The organism is Ascidiimonas meishanensis (genome assembly GCF_037782385.1).
Lineage (GTDB): Bacteria > Bacteroidota > Bacteroidia > Flavobacteriales > Flavobacteriaceae > Ascidiimonas > Ascidiimonas meishanensis.
In genome coordinates this window covers 87,155-103,978 of record NZ_JBBEXD010000002.1, presented here as the reverse complement: position 1 = coordinate 103,978, position 16,824 = coordinate 87,155, and the positions used below count along the sequence as shown (strand labels likewise).

Genomic DNA, 16,824 nt, shown 5'->3' with positions numbered 1-16,824 from the left:
TTCATATTTAGATTTCACAAAGGTTTATTTTGCGAGTTTATACAACGCTTTTTGCTGGTCTTGTTCAAATACATAATTGTCTGAATTAAGACGCCAGTTAGTGACTACCGTATAACCGCCTTTCACAGCTTCATTAAAAGCATTCTGCCCTGTTTGATAATTGCTTTCAAATTTAGCCCCATATGCTAATAAGCCTTGATTAATTCCTGCTTGTGTGAATTCACTTGCCGGTGAAAAACCAGAATACAATTGTACGTTTACAAAGTCAAAATAGGTGTTTACAGTTTGTGCATCCAGATTTCCAACAGAGGCTGGAGATAAGGTTAGGTAATAATGCTTAGTGGTTTGTTGTCTAAACTGTTTGCCAATGGCTTCAAAAAGCATCCGAAAGCGAGCCTGACTAATTGAATTACAAATAGGATATTCCCAATCAATATCAAATCCATCAAGATCATACGCCTTTAAATAAGTTATTAAATTGGCTGCAAAGTTATCTGCATTTTGTTGATCTGTTTTATTAGGGTTGGAAAAAATATCCAGTAATACATTTTGATTTCCCCAAACCAAGGTCATTGCAATTTTAATATTAGGATTGTTTTTACGCGCATCTCTAATGATAAAGTTCATATAATCTTGATTGGTAAGTCCGCCAGGATGACCTCCGTCTCCCATTCGCAAAGTATAAGAAGTTCCATTTCCCACAGGAATGGTATTTTTACCCGTAGGGGTAGTGGTGGCAAAACAGAGGTATAAAATATCTACTGATTGATAAACATTTTCCTTAATCATACGTTGATAGCTACTTCCCGGATCGTTATATCCTAAACGTTTTCCATTGACCATGGGTTCATCCTCATTCAAAAAAATCCATGCATTTACTAAATTAATACTTGATTTCATAAAATTTAATATTTTAAAAGGTTAGGTTAAAGAAATTTACAGTAAAAAACTGCTTATTAAAGGTCTTAAATACAAGTCATAGATTTTAGCGTAGAAATACCTGTTTCTCAAAAAATGAGCATTTTATGTACTTAATATTATGATATTGCTAAATTTTACCCGAAAAATTTGCAGAAGAAATTATCTTTACAACTGATAGAAAATATTAAAATATAAAATATGCCATTAGTAACGCCTTTATCACCAGATCACGATCCAAAAACACAGGAGCTCGCTGAATTTTTTAATGAAACTCTTGGGTTTTAACCCAATTCTGTGTTAACAATTCAACACGGGCTCACTATTTCCAAAGCATTTTTCTCTGTTTAACAGTTGTTTCAAATTTAGTTGCCATAGAATAACACTTGATAGGTCTCGTAAATAGCTAATTAACGTGAGTTCGATATAACCGCTATAAAATATAATTTCAAAATTTTTACACTATTTTAATCTAACAATCTTATTTTTAGATTATTACTTTCATTTTCTTTGCATGCACAGGGGCGAACGTAAAGAAAACAGCTAGTAGCTGTTTTTAGTGAAGCAGCCAGGCGGCGCAGGGAAAACAAAAGAATCCCGAAGGAAGTCGGGAGCGCTTTTAGTTCATGTCATTTCTATTTTCCTTGAAGGAATTCATGAATCTTGGATTTCCAGAGGTGTTTTTAGCCGAAAAGGCTAAAACCGCATTCATTTTCCTAAATTTTCTCCCCCGAACGATCGGGGCTTCAAAAATTTTTAACGGAAAAGGTCTGCTACACTTCGGAAAAGAAAAAATCCGTGGAAAAAGTAGTTCTTTTTAAATCGAAATCCGGTTAATTAAACTCTTTACAGAATAATTGGTACGATACGTTTAAGATGCTGTGATACTTTTTCAGCCTAATAGACCTCAGAACAATTATTGGTGGATAAAAAATCCTCTGTAAATCAATTCCATAAATAGAATAAAAACATATCATACTAAAAACTATTTTTAGTGCTTTTACTCTTAAACACTGCAAGGTTTATTAATAATGTAACATGTTCAACTAACTTATTTTTTTCTTTTGATTACTCTTTTTGGTTTGGTTATTATAAGAGTTAAACCTTCTTTTTTTGTTTTGAGAAAATTCATGTACTCTAAACAATAACTCATCTGCCAGTACCGAAGGAATGGTCTCGGTTAACTCAGGGTTTTTTGTTTTAGTTTTTGATTTTTCTATTAGTGCAGGTTCGCTAATATTAATAACTATTCTTGATGCCCTTATCATTGCAGGCAAACGCTCTTTTTTATGAAATTTTGCTAATTCTTCCCATCCTTGTTCTCCTGCTAATTTGTAGTTTCCACGCTTTGTATATTCTTTATTTTTTCCCAGATGATGGATATGCTCATCATTTTCAGCAAATAAAAAAACAGGCACTAAGCCTTTATCTAAAGCCATATCTTGTACTTTTTCTTTTAAAAAAGACTTTCCTCCAAGGTCTAATGCAAGATTTTCTAGATTTGAATTTTCTAAAATATCCAGTAAAAAAAACTCTTCCAAAACTCTAAATAAATCTTCTCCATGTGCTCTAATAAAAGTAGCATTCTCTACCTTATTATCATCATTGAATATTTTTACTTCAGGGTACGCTGTTACAAATTTTTTAACAATAGGATCTTGTAATTGCATTCTTGATGCTATTAAGTCATCTACCGAACACAATTTTAAAGGTTCTAATCCTTTATTTCTATTTCTACTGTTTAGGTTTTGTACAACTTCATTTAATAGGGTGGTTTTTCCCGTACCTGGCAAACCAATTAGAATAAATGGTAATCTCATAAGTTTTATCAGTTTTCATTTTTGTATTATAAATAGGTTATTTCCCCCATGTAAATCATTAATTTTTATTCATAAAACTGTTCCGAAGTAATTATATTTACTTTAGCTTTAAAACAAAATTATACCATATGCCATTAGTAACGCCTTTATCACCAGATCACGATCCAAAAACACGGGAGCTCGCCGAATTTTTTAATGAAACTCTTGGATTTTGCCCCAATTCTGTATTAACCATGCAACGCAGACCAGCAATTTCAAAAGCGTTTATCAATCTAAATAAAGCCGTCATGGCCAATGAAGGTAGGGTTACTTCTGCATTAAAAAGAATGATTGCTTGGGTAAGTAGTAATGCTACCGGATGCCGCTATTGCCAGGCACATGCTATTCGTGCTGCAGAACGTTATGGCGCAGCACAGGAACAATTAGACAATATTTGGGAATACAGAACACATCAAGCATTTTCTAATGCGGAACGTGCAGCACTGGATTTTTCTTTAGCTGCTTCTATGGTGCCAAATCAAGTGGATGAGAAGATCAAAACTGAATTGTATAAATACTGGGACGAAGGAGAGGTGGTAGAAATGCTTGGTGTAATCTCTTTATTTGGCTACTTGAACCGCTGGAATGACAGTATGGGAACTACATTGGAAGAAGGAGCCATTGATAGCGGGCAACAATACCTTGGAAAAACCGGATGGGAAGTGGGTAAGCATGTCTAGTAACCTCTTTTCCTTTTTGAAATAGAGCTCCGCTAGTTAAGCGGAGTTTTTTATATGTCCCTCAAAATATTGGAAACCTGTTTTTGCAATTCTGGAACCACCTGTTCTTCAAACCAAGTGTTTTTCGCGATCCAGAATCGGTTAACAGGAGAAGGGTGTGGAAGAACAAAAACCTCTGGAAGGTATTCTTGATAATGTAATATGGTTTCAGTTAAGTTTTTTTTACGTTGATCTTTGAGGTAATAATCTTGTGCATATTTTCCAATAAAAATAGTGAGTTTCACATTTTCAAAAGCTTCCCAGACTTTAGAATGCCAGAGCGGTGCGCATTCTTTACGGGGCGGTAAATCTCCTGTGGTTGCTTTACCGGGATAACAAAAACCCATGGGTAGTACAGCAAAATTACCAGAATTATAAAAGGTATCTTCATCTACTCCCAACCATTTTTTCAATCTTTTACCACTAGCATCATCCCAAGCGCGATTTTGCTCATGGGCTTTCTTTCCTGGTGCCTGACTTACTAAAATTATTTTAGAATTTTTAGCACCTGAAATAATAGGACGAGGTGGTAATGGCAGATGCTCCTGACAATAATCGCAATTTCTTATTTCGTGGAGGAGCTTTTGCACGACTGTAAAAGTTATGCTTTTTTACTTTTTCCGGCTACTACAATTACAATCTCTCCCTTAGGCGGTTTATTGGTATAATAATCTAATATTTCTTTGGCAGTACCTCTTACGGTTTCTTCATGCAGTTTAGAGATTTCACGAGATACTGATACAGCACGATCTTCTCCAAAATAAGTAACCATATCGGTAAGCGTTTTAAGGAGTTTGTGTGGTGACTCGTAAAATACTAGTGTCCGAATTTCTTCTGCCAGTTCTGTAAACCGGGTTTGCCTTCCTTTTTTTACTGGAAGAAAACCTTCAAAGATAAATCGGTCATTTGGCAATCCGCTATTTACTAAAGCAGGTACAAAGGCAGTGGCTCCAGGTAGGCAATCTACTTCAATATTTGCTTCAATACAAGCACGACTAAGAAGAAAGCCTGGGTCTGAAATCGCAGGTGTTCCGGCATCACTAATCAAAGCAACGGTATTTCCAGCTTGAATTCTGTTGACGATACTAGCGACGGTTTTATGTTCATTGTGCATATGATGACTTTGCATGAGTGTATCAATATCATAATGCTTGAGCAATTTGCCACTGGTGCGGGTATCTTCGGCAAGAATAAGATCTGCTTCCTTTAAAACTTTTATGGCTCTAAAAGTAATGTCTTCAAGATTTCCAACCGGTGTTGGAACCAAGTATAATTTTCCCATAGGTTAAGGTCGCACTTTTTTCCCAAAAAAATAAGAAGTTAATAAAATTATAGTAGCCACTAATGCTGTCACACCACTTTCACCTACCATTTCATGAGCAAAATAAGCTAATACAAAATCAAAGAAAAATCCAGCATAAGCCCACTCCTTCAAAGCTTTCCATTTATTAATCCATAGTACCGCTAATCCTAGAATTTTGGCAATCGCAAGCGGATAAATAATATAGGTGGGATATCCCATTTTAATAAAAGCCTCTGTAATAGCCTCATAATTAATGAAATACATTGATGCAGAAAAACCCATTAACACCGTTAACAGTACGGTAGATATCCAGTATAGAATACGCTGTAGTTTCATTGCATTAGAACACTAAATAGTACTAAGAAAATTTCTGCTGCAAGATTTCCATAAATCGCTCTTCATAAGCTTCTTTACCTTCCCAGTTTTGATAATCTGGTTTCACCATGGTTGAAACAAATTGTAACGCCTCGTTTTCGTCTTCAATAGTATTTAATTGAGAAATTACTCTATTGTAATCTTCCATGCTATTATTAAACAAATACTTCACAAAAGCAATACGATCATTCAAACCAATATTCAAATTTTTGCCAAATTTTTGATTTAATGAATTTGATTTAGGTTTGGTTTCTACTATTTTAACCGCACCATTAGTTGTTTGCGGAGTTCTTTCTACAAAAGTGGGTTCCGACTTAAAATCTGCCAGAATATCATCTAAAGATTCTTGCATAGGCATTTCGGCTACCATATCTTTTATAGTATCCATACCTGGTATCATGATATCTTCTTCATGAGGATTATTTTCTGGAACTAACGTATTACGGTCTATTACCTTTGTTGCCATCTCCTCAAACTTATTAACCACTTCACTTTTACCCACCAAAGGCTTTAGATCGCCAAAGTGTTCTTCTATAAACCTAAGAATTGTTAGTTTTTCGTATAACTTTTTAGATTCTTGGTGCAAAGCAATCACATCTTCTTTTCCTTTTAATCTGAGTATATTATGGGCAATACTCATTAATTCTGATTCTAATTTCTTTTTCATCTGTGATTTCAATTTAGGTAATAACCCTATAACTATTCATTTAAATGTGCTTATCAAAGATACCAAATTAAAAAGCTACATCCGAAGTTTCTCTGCATTAGCGAAAAATATTTTAAAGGCTTCTTAAATTTGTAACTAATTTAAATTATGTTTGTTTAAAATGCGTTAACAAAACGATATAATGTCGTTTAATAGGTTGAAAAGTATAACATGTTTCTCGAAAATACCGTAAATCATAAAGAACAGTTTGGTTGGATAGAGGTTATCTGTGGTTCCATGTTTTCGGGTAAAACAGAAGAATTAATACGTCGCCTTAAACGCGCCCAGTTTGCAAGACAGAGCGTAGAGATTTTTAAGCCGGCAATTGATATTCGGTATGATGATGAAATGGTAGTTTCTCATGATAGTAATGAAATTCGATCTACACCGGTTCCCGCAGCTGCCAACATACGAATCTTAGCAGATAGCTGTGATGTGGTGGGTATTGATGAAGCACAGTTTTTTGATGATGAAATTATATCTGTCTGCAACGATCTTGCCAACAAAGGTAAAAGAGTGATTGTGGCAGGTTTAGATATGGATTTTAAAGGAAACCCATTTGGCCCTATGCCCGCATTAATGGCTACAGCAGAGTATGTAACTAAAGTACATGCGGTTTGCACAAGAACTGGGAATCTGGCACATTATAGCTTTCGGAAATCTAATAACGATAAATTGGTTATGTTAGGCGAAACCGAAGAATATGAACCCTTAAGCAGAGCTGCCTATTACAAAGCAATGCTAAGAGAAAAAGTTAGAAAAATGGATGTGCAGGAACCAGAAGACTTATCTAAAAACAAAGACTAGTTAAATTATATAATGCCAGAAGCAGTACAAACGGTTCTTGAAATTGACCTTGCAGCCTTAAAGCATAACTTTGATTTCCTAAAATCTAAAGTAGCACCAGAAACCCATTTTCTGGCGGTGGTGAAAGCTTTTGCTTATGGAAACGATTCACAAAAAATTGCACAATTTCTTGAAAAATGTGGGGTTGACTATTTTGCAGTGGCTTATGTAAGTGAAGGTGTAGCGCTAAGAGATGCAGGTATTACTACCCCTATATTGGTTTTGCATCCTCAGGCGGCAAATCTTGATGTCCTTGTTGACAGATGTTTAGAACCTAGTTTATACAATGCTTTTATTTTTGAGGAGTTTATAAAGATTGCTCGACAAAAAAAGCAACAGGACTATCCAGTTCATATCAAATTTAATACCGGATTAAACCGTCTTGGATTTGAGGAAACCCAGCTTTCTTATATTTCAAAAATCATAAAACAAACTCCAGAAATTTATATAAAATCTCTTTTCTCACATCTGGCCGCCTCCGAAGATAAAAATGAAGCCGTATTTACCAGAAAACAGATCAATTCTTTTTTAGCAATTGCCAATCAATTTTCTGAGCAGACAGAATTAGCACCCATTTTGCATCTTGCCAATACTTCTGGTATTCTTAATTATCCAGAAGCACATTTAAATATGGTGAGAAGTGGCATAGGCTTATATGGCTATGGTAATGATGCCGAATTTGACCAGTTTTTAAAACCAATAGCTACTCTTAAAACAGGCATTTCACAGATACATCATATTAAAAAAGGGAGTAGTGTGGGTTATAACAGATCATTTATAGCAAAAACAGCTACCAAAATTGCTACCCTTCCTATAGGTCATGCAGATGGAATTGGTCGTCAATACGGACAGAGAAAAGGATTTGTAACCATAAAAGGACAAAAAGCATTTATCATTGGAAATGTGTGTATGGATATGCTAATGGTAGATATCACTCATATTAATTGTAAAGAAGGAGATGAAGTTATTGTGTTTGGGCCACACCATTCTGCAGATAGGCTGGCTGCAACTGCAAATACCATTTCTTATGAAATAATCACAGGAATCTCAACACGTGTGAAGCGTGTTTTCCTAAACGATACTTAAGCTAATTTTTAGTTTTTGTTAACATTTTAGGAATTTTGACTAAATTCGCAATACTAACAACTAAAAAAAATTAAAAATGGGGTTTTTAAAAGACTTTAAATCTTTTCTTTTAAAAGGAGATATTGTAAATCTTGCAACTGCAGTTATTGTAGGTGGCGCATTTGGTAAAATTGTTACCTCTTTTACCAAAGATGTATTGATGCCTCCGATTGGTGTATTACTGGGTGATGTTGATTTTACAGAACTTAAATTTGTTATACAAGAAGCAAGTACCAATGCCGCAGGAGAAGAAGTAGCCGCCGTAGCAATTAGTTACGGGAATTTTGTGCAAACGGTTATTGACTTTGTAATTATTGGACTTTGTATTTTTATGGTGTTAAAAGCCTATGAAAAAACCAAGAAAAAAGAAGAAGCAGCTCCAGCAGCACCCAAAGGTCCAACTCAAGAAGAATTGCTTGCAGATATTAGAGATCTTTTAAAACAACAGCAAAAATAACACGCTGCATTACATATTCTAACAACAATTAAACCGCCCTCAAAAGGGGCGGTATTTTTTCATTATCGTTTTTTAACATTTTGTTTATATTTAAAACAAATGACAAAAATAGCTGTTTCTACATTGAGAATTTACCTATTTTTGTCACTTTAAATTTTAAATTATGAGAGTTGCCGTTGTAGGAGCCACCGGTATGGTAGGCGAAATCATGCTAAAAGTATTAGCAGAAAGAAATTTTCCAATCAGTGAATTACTTCCAGTTGCTTCTGAAAGATCTATTGGTAAAGAAGTATTTTTTAAAGGTACACCCTATAAAGTAATTGGTCTTGCTCAAGCCGTTTCTTTAAAGCCAGATATCGCACTATTTTCAGCAGGTGGAAATACCTCATTAGAATGGGCTCCTAAATTTGCCGATGCTGGAACTACTGTAATAGACAATTCTTCTGCCTGGCGAATGGACCCTACCAAAAAACTAATAGTTCCTGAGATAAATGCTTCAGAATTGACATTGGAAGATAAGATCATTGCCAATCCAAATTGTTCTACCATACAAATGGTAATGGCGCTTGCACCACTTCATTTAAAATATAAGATTCATCGCTTAGTAGTTTCCACCTATCAATCCATCACAGGAACAGGTGTTAAAGCTGTAAAACAGCTAGAAAATGAATATAACGGTGAAAAAGGAGAGATGGCCTATCCCTATCCTATCCATCGTAACGCCATTCCTCAATGCGATGTTTTTGAAGAAAACGGGTATACCAAAGAAGAAATGAAACTGGTACGCGAAACTCAAAAGATTTTAAAAGATAATACTATTGCAGTAACCGCAACTGCTATCAGAATTCCTGTGGTTGGAGGACATAGTGAGTCCATAAACGTTGCTTTTGAAAATGACTTTGATTTAGCTGAAGTACGAACTCTTCTAAAGGATACAGATGGGGTTACTTTACAAGATAATCCAGATGTAAATAGCTATCCTATGCCAATATATGCAGAAGGCAAAGATGATGTTTTTGTGGGAAGAATTAGACGAGATTTTTCACAACCAAATACACTTAATATGTGGGTAGTAGCAGATAATTTAAGAAAAGGCGCCGCTACAAATGCCGTACAAATAGCAGAGTATCTATTGGCACATCAACTTATCAACAATTCAGTTACTCATGCTTAACAATAGCTATTTAAGTTAAAATTTCTAAAAATATTGTTAAAAGCTCTCATCAAGAATGTTGGGAGCTTTTTTTGTTCTAAGTTTGAATACCAATCAATTACTACTAACTCTAATGAAAAAACTAATACTTCCTTGTTTGGCATTATGCTCTTTAATAGCCTGTAATCAAGAACCTAAGAAAAATTTAATCAGTGTGAACTACCCCGAAACTAAAAAAGTAGATACCGTTACCGATTATTTTGGTACCATGGTAAAAGATCCCTATAGATGGCTTGAAAATGATCGTTCTGAAGAAACAGAGTCTTGGGTAAAGACTCAAAATGAAGTCACTTTTGGGTATTTAGAGAAAATCCCTTTTCGTAAACAGCTCAAAAACCGTATGACCGCTTTATGGAACTATGAAAAAATTGGTGCACCATTTAAAGAAGGTGACTATACCTATTATTTCAAAAATACCGGATTACAAAATCAATCCGTTGTTTACCGTAAATTAGGGGAAGGAGAAGAAGAAGTTTTTCTAAATCCAAATGACTTTTCCAAAGATGGTACCACTTCGCTATCTGGGCTTAGTTTCTCTAAAGATGGTTCTCTTGCGGCTTATTCAATTTCAGAAGGAGGCAGTGACTGGAGAAAAGTAATCATTATAGATGCGCTAACCAAGAAAGCAGTTGAAGATACGTTAGTAGACATAAAGTTTAGCGGTATTTCATGGAAAGGAAATGAAGGGTTTTACTATTCCAGCTATGATAAGCCAGATGGTAGTGAACTTTCTGCCAAAACAGATCAACACAAATTATACTATCATAAATTGGGTACTCCCCAAGCAGATGACACCCTTATTTTTGGTGGCACTCCTGAAGAAAAACACAGATATGTGGGTGGGGGAGTTACAGAAGATGAACGTTTTTTAATTATCTCTGCCAGAAATTCTACCTATGGAGGAAAAATGTTTATCAAGGATATGACCAATCCTGAAGCGAAACTCACAACCATTATTGGTACTGAAAATTCAGAATCCTACATTATTGAAAATGAAGGTAGTAAATTGTTTATTGTAACTGATCTCGAAGCACCTAATAAAAAAATTGTTACGGTTGATGCAGCAAATCCTACTCCTGAAAATTGGGTAGATTTTATTCCTGAAACTGAATATGTACTATCTCCAAATACGGGTGGAGGATACTTTTTTGCTGGATATATGGTAGATGCTATTTCCAAAATCAAACAATATGATTATAATGGGAAATTAGTAAGAGAAGTAGCGCTCCCTGGTGTAGGTTCAGCAGGTGGCTTTGGTAGTAAGAAAGAAGAAAAAGAATTGTATTATTTCTTTACAAATTATAATACCCCTACCTCTAGTTATAAATACAATATTGAAACAGGTGAATCTCAATTGTACTGGAGTCCAGAAATTGATTTTAATCCTGATGATTACGAATCTAAACAAGTATTCTATAACTCAAAAGATGGTACTAAGGTGCCTATGATTATTACCTATAAAAAAGGAACTGAATTAAACGGGAAGAACCCAACGATCCTATATGGTTATGGAGGATTTAATATTAGCCTTACTCCTTCTTTTAGTATTTCTAATGCCGTTTGGATGGAGCAAGGTGGTATTTATGCAGTTCCTAACTTGAGAGGTGGTGGAGAATATGGTAAAAAATGGCACGATGCAGGTACTAAATTGCAAAAACAAAATGTCTTTGACGATTTCATCGCAGCAGGAGAATACTTGATTGAGAACAAATATACGTCACCAGAATATCTGGCAATAAGAGGTGGTTCTAACGGCGGACTTTTGGTAGGAGCGGTAATGACACAACGTCCAGACCTAATAAAGGTAGCATTGCCAGCAGTAGGTGTTATGGATATGCTAAGATATCACACCTTTACAGCAGGCGCAGGATGGGCTTATGATTATGGAACCTCGGAAGATAGCAAAGAAATGTTTGAGTATCTTAAAGGATACTCTCCTGTACATAATGTTACTGCTGGAACCATGTATCCAGCAACGCTAGTGACTACTGGTGATCATGATGATCGCGTGGTTCCTGCACACAGTTTTAAATTTGCAGCAGAACTTCAGGAAAAACAGAAAGGTGATAACCCTACGCTTATAAGAATTGAGACCAAAGCTGGGCATGGTGCTGGTAAACCTACAGAAATGGTTATTGACGAACAAGTAGATATTTTTGGATTCACACTTTTTAATATGGGATATGAAGAACTCCCAAATCAGGCAGTGCTCAAAGAGTTTAAAGATTGATAAAAAACCTTCACTAGTAATGAAAAGCCGTTTTCTTGATGAGAAAGCGGCTTTTTGTATCACAACCCTACTTTACTCATTTAAAAGGTTACTTCACTCATTATAGATTTTCCTTTTAGAACATTCAGCCTAATTTTACCTGTAAATCAATCATGCGATATGCGAAATGGTTTCAATACCCACTTTTTACAGAAGTAGGTTTCACTCTCAAAATTAAAATCTAATGAAAAGAATATTTAATTTCTTAGCATCTTTCTCAAAAGTAATATTGACAATGATCTTTGCCTTTGGAGGCACATTAATAGTATGCGCTCAGCAAACATCTTTTGAGAAAATATACACCCAGACAGATCGTTCCTTTTATTTTCCAGGGGAAACTATCTGGTTTAAATCTTATATTACCAATGCAGATTTATCACCAACTAACTCCAGTGATGTTTTTTATGCCGAATTAATCTCGCCCAAAGGAAGCATCATAAAAAAACTCACGTTACCTGTTACCTTAGGTACAGGCTACGGTAATTTTGATATTAGTATGGAATGGGCAGGAGGTATTTACACTTTGAAAGTATATACCAATTGGTTACAAAATTATGGTGAAGAAGCTGTTTTTACCAAAAAGATTACGGTGCAAAAAGTAGTAAAGCCCACACTACTTCTTACTTTAAAATTTCAGGAAGAAGCCTACGGATCCAATTCAAAAGTAACCGCTTTGCTTTCAGCAGAAACCATTAATAACAAACCTTTGACCTCTCATGCTTTAAATTATGTGGTGGCCGCAGATGGAAAAAATATAATTGAGGGGAATACAAAAACGGATAAAAAAGGCAAGGCAAACGTAATTTTTAGTTTACCAAGTACCCTAAAGTCTTCTGATGTTACTTTAACGGCTCAACTTCCCTACAAAGGAAGTACAGAATCTATTAGTCGTGGAGTACCTGTTGTTTTAAAAAATATTGACCTTCAATTTATGCCAGAAGGTGGAAGTATGCTTGAGGAATTCTCTAACCTTATAGCTTTTAAGGCGGTAAATGAATTTGGTAAACCAGCAGATATTGAAGGGGTAATAATGGATGATAAAGGAGAACTCATTAGTAGTTTTAAAAGTTATCATGACGGTATGGGAGGTGTTAAAATAACCCCTAAAAAAAATACAGTATACTATGCACGTATCCTCAAACCTTATATGAGTGATAGCCGTATTAAGCTTCCAGAAGCGAAAAAAGCCGGTGTCCACTTTTCATTAATAACTATAAATGACACCAAAAAACAACTGCAGGTTTTTTCTACTGCTAACATTAAAGCCACACTCCAGATTTCATCGGCTTCAAAAAAATTATATACTAAAGAACTTTTTCTTAAAAAAGGCAACAATTCACATACTTTTTCTACAAAAGATTTTCCTGGCGGCGTTGCTAAAATAAGCCTAAAAGCATTGGGAGAAATTCAAGCAGAAAGGCTCTTTTTTACAAACAAAGCATCCTTGATGAACATAGAAGTAAGTCTTGATAAAAAAACCTATCAAACCCGAGAAAAAACCATTGTTACAATAAAGACTACTGATAGTTCTAAGAAACCAATTCCGGCAAACCTATCTGTGAGTATTGCCGATAATAAATTATTAACTTTTGCAGATGACAAGCAGGATCATATCGTATCACAACTATTATTTTCGTCAGAATTAAAAGGGAAGATTCATAAGCCTGTATTCTATTTTGACACCAAAGAACCAAAGGCAAACAAAGCACTAGATTTCGTGATGCTTACCCATGGATGGAGAAACTATATCAAAATGGAACCCAATACTGCCAAATTTGCTTTTGCAAAACAATTGGAAAGTACTTACCGCGGAAAAATTACCAATAAAAAAGGAATCCCTGTTTTTGCACATTTAATATTATTTGATAATAATAATTCTAAAGTATTGCGTTTTGATACAGACACCAGCGGAAACTTTATGTTTAAAAGCAGAAATCTTAGAAACGCTATGTTGATGGCATACACAGATGATGAACAAAAAGTAAAAATCTCTCTGCAATACCCGGAATCAACGCGTTTTGATAAGGCCTTGCAAACCCCGGAAAATAAAAAAAGAAAAGAAAATGCGCCTATTTTAGAAATGTTACAAAATCCTCTTGAGAAAAAAATAAAACAAGAAGCAGTGGTTGAAAATCTTGAGGTAGAAGCACAGCTAGCCGTTCCATTAGAAGAAGACGCTCAAGCGTTAGATGAAATTGTAGCTTTTGATATGAATGTTGCAAGAGAACGTCAAGCTTTAGGTTTTGCAGCTTCCAATATAATGGCTGATGATATAGGGGTTATCTCAGCAAAAGATTTGGGCACTATCCTGCAAGGCAAAACAGCAGGTGTGCAAATTGTTACTAATACAGGTGTTCCAGGAGCTACTACTAATATTAATATTCGTGGAAATGCTTCCTTAAGCGGATTAAATAATAATCCATTAATCATTATAGATGGTATCCCCTTAAATACTAAAAAAGCGAAAGAAGGTATTCCCAATGTAAATCTTGATGAAATTGAATCTATAAATGTTTTAAATGGAGATGTAGCAACTACCTTATATGGAAACAGAGCTAACGGAGGCGTAATTGTTTTAAATACAAAAAGTGAAGATTTTAGAAATGGGAGCACCGTAAAATCAATTAACAACCAACAGTATAAAAATTATTCTATTGAATATATTTATAATTATAGAGATCAATTTAGTTATAGTAATGTTAAAGAGTTTTACGTTCCCGTATACAATAGCGCAGAATTACTTACCGAAGACAGAACAGATTTTAGACAAACCGTTTATTGGAATCCCATTGTTCAAACCGATGAAAATGGGGAGGCTACTTTTGAATTTTATAATTCTGATGCGATTTCTTCTTTTAAAATAATTACCGAAGGAATTAATGCGTTAGGAGTTCCAGGAAGAGACGAAACTACTTATAGTACTAAAAAAATGTTGTATACAGATGTAAAAATCCCTGCATACCTATCTGTAAACGATACGATAAAACTAGATTTAAAAATTTATAATAATAGTGCCAAAACAGAAAAGGTACAGTTTGAAGCAACGCTTCCTGATGGTTTCAAAATTCTTCACAAAAACTATGGAAATGTTTCTATTGATGCAGAAGGTTATGCGAATATTCCGTTAGAAATTATTCCACTAAAGAAAATGGAAAACGAGACCTTATCCATTTCATTACAAAGTGAAAATTATCAAGACTTTGTTTCTAATCAAGTTACAGTGGTAAGTCCATACTTTCCAACACAAACCACCATAGCAGGAACTACCAATGAAACATATTCATTTGAAGTGAAAAATAGCGTGCCTGGATCTATTAATGCCTCTTTTAATATCTATACAGATGTGGTGGGTGATGTGATGGATGGTATTGCGTCTATGCTGAGACAACCTTATGGCTGTTTTGAACAAACTTCTTCTAGCACCTACCCTAATGTAATGATTCTAAACTATCTTCAACAAGCAGGTAAGTCTAATCCCGATGTTGAAAAGCAGGCATTAGATTATATAGACAAGGGATATAAAAGACTTATAGGTTTTGAAACCGCAGAAAATGGTTTTGAATGGTTTGGAAATACTCCTGCACATGAAACGCTTACAGCATTTGGTTTATTAGAATTCACAGAAATGAAGAACGTATACCCCAATGTGGATGAAAAGATGCTAAGAAGAACCGTAAAATGGTTACTGAGCAGAAGAGATGGTAAAGGTGGGTTTTATAAAAGCAAGCAAGGTTATGACAGCTTTGCAAGTTCGCCTCAAGATGTAGCAAATGCCTATATTATCTATGCCTTAAGTGAAGCAAAAATTGAGGTAAACCTAGATTTAGAATATGCTACTGCATTAAAAGATGCTCTTAAAACAAACGATTCTTATAAAATGGCATTACTAGCGTGTACGGCATTTAACCTTCGTAAAAAGCAAGATTTCTATATGCTCATAGAAAAACTTAAAGCAGTTATTGAAAGAAGAGGATTTGCAGAACTCCCTTTTAAAAATACCATTACACGGTCTTATGGCAGTAGTGCACAAATTGAAACTGCCGCCTTTACCGTTCTTGCTTTGTTAAAGGAAAAAAATAATGAGCGGTTTGTACAAAAAGGTATCAAATACATATTAAATGCTAGAACAAATGGTAGGTTTGGTGCTACACAAGCCACCTGTATGGGGCTCAAAGCACTTATTGAATATACCAAAAGTCAAAAAGCTAAGTTTATTGCCAGTAGTGACAAAATATCATTGAAGCTTAATGGTCATGATATTTCCAAAAAACTAGAAATTAATACGAAAGGAATGATTACTATTAGTGGTTTGGAAAATTATATCAAAGAAGGTACCCAGCGTTTTAGTGTTGTATTTTCAAATACCAAAGTAACCTTTCCCTATGCACTTGAAGTAAATTATGATAGCTACTTACCTGCATCAGATGATAACTGTAAAGTACGATTACAGACCCATTTAAATTCTAAAAGAAGTTCTGTAGGTGATAATGTAAGATTACAGGTAAGCCTTAAAAATCAAACTGCAACATCTTTACCAATGACTATGGGAATTGTGGGGATTCCTTCTGGTTTAAGTTTACAACCATGGCAACTTAAGAAATTAATAGATGAACAAAAGGTAGCCTATTATGAGATCTTTGGAAATCATTTGGTGCTGTACTGGAGAAGTATGAAAGCAAAAGAAACCATTGAAATTCCTTTAGACCTTAAAGTAGAAATTGCAGGGAGCTATACAGCACCTGCCAGTACGGGTTATTTGTATTATGAAGATGAGAAAAAACACTGGATTAAAGGGAGTGAGATTAGTGTGACCCAATGAGTATATACTCTGAAAAGGTTGAAGTTTTTCAACCTTTTCAGAGTAGTCTATCCTAAAGAAACCTTTATAGTTTTATGGGTATAAAATTTTCAATTAAACTCCAAAATCCAAATTAGCATTTCATTTTTCATAGGATTAGTAATAACGTTCATGAATTGTGAATATACTTTTGCCAGTGCCTATAAATCTATATCATAAGTGCTTGTTTTGTTTTT

13 protein-coding genes and 1 pseudogene are annotated in these 16,824 nt (G+C 34.8%); 8 read left to right on the top strand and 6 right to left on the bottom strand.

Annotated features, from left to right (window positions below):
• Positions 1-24: 24 nt before the first annotated feature.
• Positions 25-900, bottom strand: a complete 876-nt coding sequence (locus WBG07_RS04955) for a glycoside hydrolase family 18 protein (protein ID WP_340199409.1) — start codon at positions 898-900, stop codon at positions 25-27.
• A 219-nt stretch (positions 901-1,119) separates the two neighbouring features.
• Here WBG07_RS04955 and WBG07_RS04950 point away from each other — a divergent pair.
• A pseudogene (locus tag WBG07_RS04950) lies at positions 1,120-1,266 on the top strand (carboxymuconolactone decarboxylase family protein); the annotation flags it as partial.
• A gap of 698 nt (positions 1,267-1,964) precedes the next feature.
• On the opposite strand, the gene WBG07_RS04945 reads toward WBG07_RS04950, so the two are convergent.
• The gene (locus WBG07_RS04945; RefSeq protein ID WP_340199408.1) at positions 1,965-2,738 is read right to left on the bottom strand and encodes a shikimate kinase; all 774 of its coding nucleotides are present in this window, start codon (positions 2,736-2,738) and stop codon (positions 1,965-1,967) included.
• 128 nt (positions 2,739-2,866) lie between these two features.
• Here WBG07_RS04945 and WBG07_RS04940 point away from each other — a divergent pair, with 128 nt between their 5' ends.
• A complete protein-coding gene (locus WBG07_RS04940; protein WP_340199407.1) occupies positions 2,867-3,457 on the top strand; it encodes a carboxymuconolactone decarboxylase family protein in 591 nt (196 codons plus the stop codon).
• 50 nt (positions 3,458-3,507) lie between these two features.
• Here the strand turns inward: WBG07_RS04940 and WBG07_RS04935 are convergent, their stop codons facing one another.
• The 4 genes from WBG07_RS04935 to WBG07_RS04920 are packed head-to-tail and all read right to left on the bottom strand — an operon-like array spanning position 3,508 to position 5,841.
• Complete coding sequence (locus WBG07_RS04935) at positions 3,508-4,086, bottom strand: uracil-DNA glycosylase family protein (protein WP_340199406.1); 579 nt, start codon at positions 4,084-4,086, stop codon at positions 3,508-3,510.
• A gap of 11 nt (positions 4,087-4,097) precedes the next feature.
• Positions 4,098-4,778, bottom strand: a complete 681-nt coding sequence (rsmI, locus tag WBG07_RS04930; protein WP_340199405.1) for a 16S rRNA (cytidine(1402)-2'-O)-methyltransferase — start codon at positions 4,776-4,778, stop codon at positions 4,098-4,100.
• 3 nt (positions 4,779-4,781) lie between these two features.
• A complete protein-coding gene (locus WBG07_RS04925; protein WP_340199404.1) occupies positions 4,782-5,135 on the bottom strand; it encodes a DoxX family protein in 354 nt (117 codons plus the stop codon).
• A gap of 22 nt (positions 5,136-5,157) precedes the next feature.
• Complete coding sequence (locus WBG07_RS04920) at positions 5,158-5,841, bottom strand: hypothetical protein (protein WP_340199403.1); 684 nt, start codon at positions 5,839-5,841, stop codon at positions 5,158-5,160.
• Positions 5,842-6,051: 210 nt separating this feature from the next.
• Here WBG07_RS04920 and WBG07_RS04915 point away from each other — a divergent pair, with 210 nt between their 5' ends.
• The 6 genes from WBG07_RS04915 to WBG07_RS04890 all read left to right on the top strand — a co-directional run bounded on the left by WBG07_RS04915 (position 6,052) and on the right by WBG07_RS04890 (position 16,609).
• Positions 6,052-6,687 (top strand): thymidine kinase, encoded by a 636-nt coding sequence (locus tag WBG07_RS04915; protein WP_340199402.1) that lies wholly within the window; start codon positions 6,052-6,054, stop codon positions 6,685-6,687.
• 12 nt (positions 6,688-6,699) lie between these two features.
• On the top strand, positions 6,700-7,812 hold the full coding sequence (gene alr, locus WBG07_RS04910) for an alanine racemase (RefSeq protein ID WP_340199401.1): 1,113 nt from the start codon (positions 6,700-6,702) through the stop codon (positions 7,810-7,812).
• 76 nt (positions 7,813-7,888) lie between these two features.
• Positions 7,889-8,308 carry a large-conductance mechanosensitive channel protein MscL gene (mscL, locus tag WBG07_RS04905; protein WP_340199400.1) on the top strand — a complete coding sequence of 140 codons (420 nt, stop codon included), beginning with the start codon at positions 7,889-7,891 and terminating at the stop codon, positions 8,306-8,308.
• Positions 8,309-8,471: 163 nt separating this feature from the next.
• Complete coding sequence (locus tag WBG07_RS04900; RefSeq protein ID WP_340199399.1) at positions 8,472-9,482, top strand: aspartate-semialdehyde dehydrogenase; 1,011 nt, start codon at positions 8,472-8,474, stop codon at positions 9,480-9,482.
• Between the two features lie 112 nt (positions 9,483-9,594).
• Entirely contained in the window at positions 9,595-11,751 is a 2,157-nt protein-coding gene (locus WBG07_RS04895) for a prolyl oligopeptidase family serine peptidase (RefSeq protein ID WP_340199398.1), read from the top strand.
• 223 nt (positions 11,752-11,974) lie between these two features.
• Positions 11,975-16,609, top strand: coding sequence for a TonB-dependent receptor plug domain-containing protein (locus tag WBG07_RS04890; protein ID WP_340199397.1), 4,635 nt, complete (start codon positions 11,975-11,977; stop codon positions 16,607-16,609).
• Positions 16,610-16,824: the final 215 nt, after the last annotated feature.

Coding starts and splice junctions, on each gene's coding strand:
- WBG07_RS04955 (WP_340199409.1), bottom strand. CDS start 900: ATGAAATCAAGTATTAATTTAGTAAATGCATGGATTTTTTTGAATGAG.
- WBG07_RS04945 (WP_340199408.1), bottom strand. CDS start 2,738: ATGAGATTACCATTTATTCTAATTGGTTTGCCAGGTACGGGAAAAACC.
- WBG07_RS04940 (WP_340199407.1), top strand. CDS start 2,867: ATGCCATTAGTAACGCCTTTATCACCAGATCACGATCCAAAAACACGG.
- rsmI (WP_340199405.1), bottom strand. CDS start 4,778: ATGGGAAAATTATACTTGGTTCCAACACCGGTTGGAAATCTTGAAGAC.
- WBG07_RS04925 (WP_340199404.1), bottom strand. CDS start 5,135: ATGAAACTACAGCGTATTCTATACTGGATATCTACCGTACTGTTAACG.
- WBG07_RS04920 (WP_340199403.1), bottom strand. CDS start 5,841: ATGAAAAAGAAATTAGAATCAGAATTAATGAGTATTGCCCATAATATA.
- WBG07_RS04915 (WP_340199402.1), top strand. CDS start 6,052: ATGTTTCTCGAAAATACCGTAAATCATAAAGAACAGTTTGGTTGGATA.
- alr (WP_340199401.1), top strand. CDS start 6,700: ATGCCAGAAGCAGTACAAACGGTTCTTGAAATTGACCTTGCAGCCTTA.
- mscL (WP_340199400.1), top strand. CDS start 7,889: ATGGGGTTTTTAAAAGACTTTAAATCTTTTCTTTTAAAAGGAGATATT.
- WBG07_RS04900 (WP_340199399.1), top strand. CDS start 8,472: ATGAGAGTTGCCGTTGTAGGAGCCACCGGTATGGTAGGCGAAATCATG.
- WBG07_RS04895 (WP_340199398.1), top strand. CDS start 9,595: ATGAAAAAACTAATACTTCCTTGTTTGGCATTATGCTCTTTAATAGCC.
- WBG07_RS04890 (WP_340199397.1), top strand. CDS start 11,975: ATGAAAAGAATATTTAATTTCTTAGCATCTTTCTCAAAAGTAATATTG.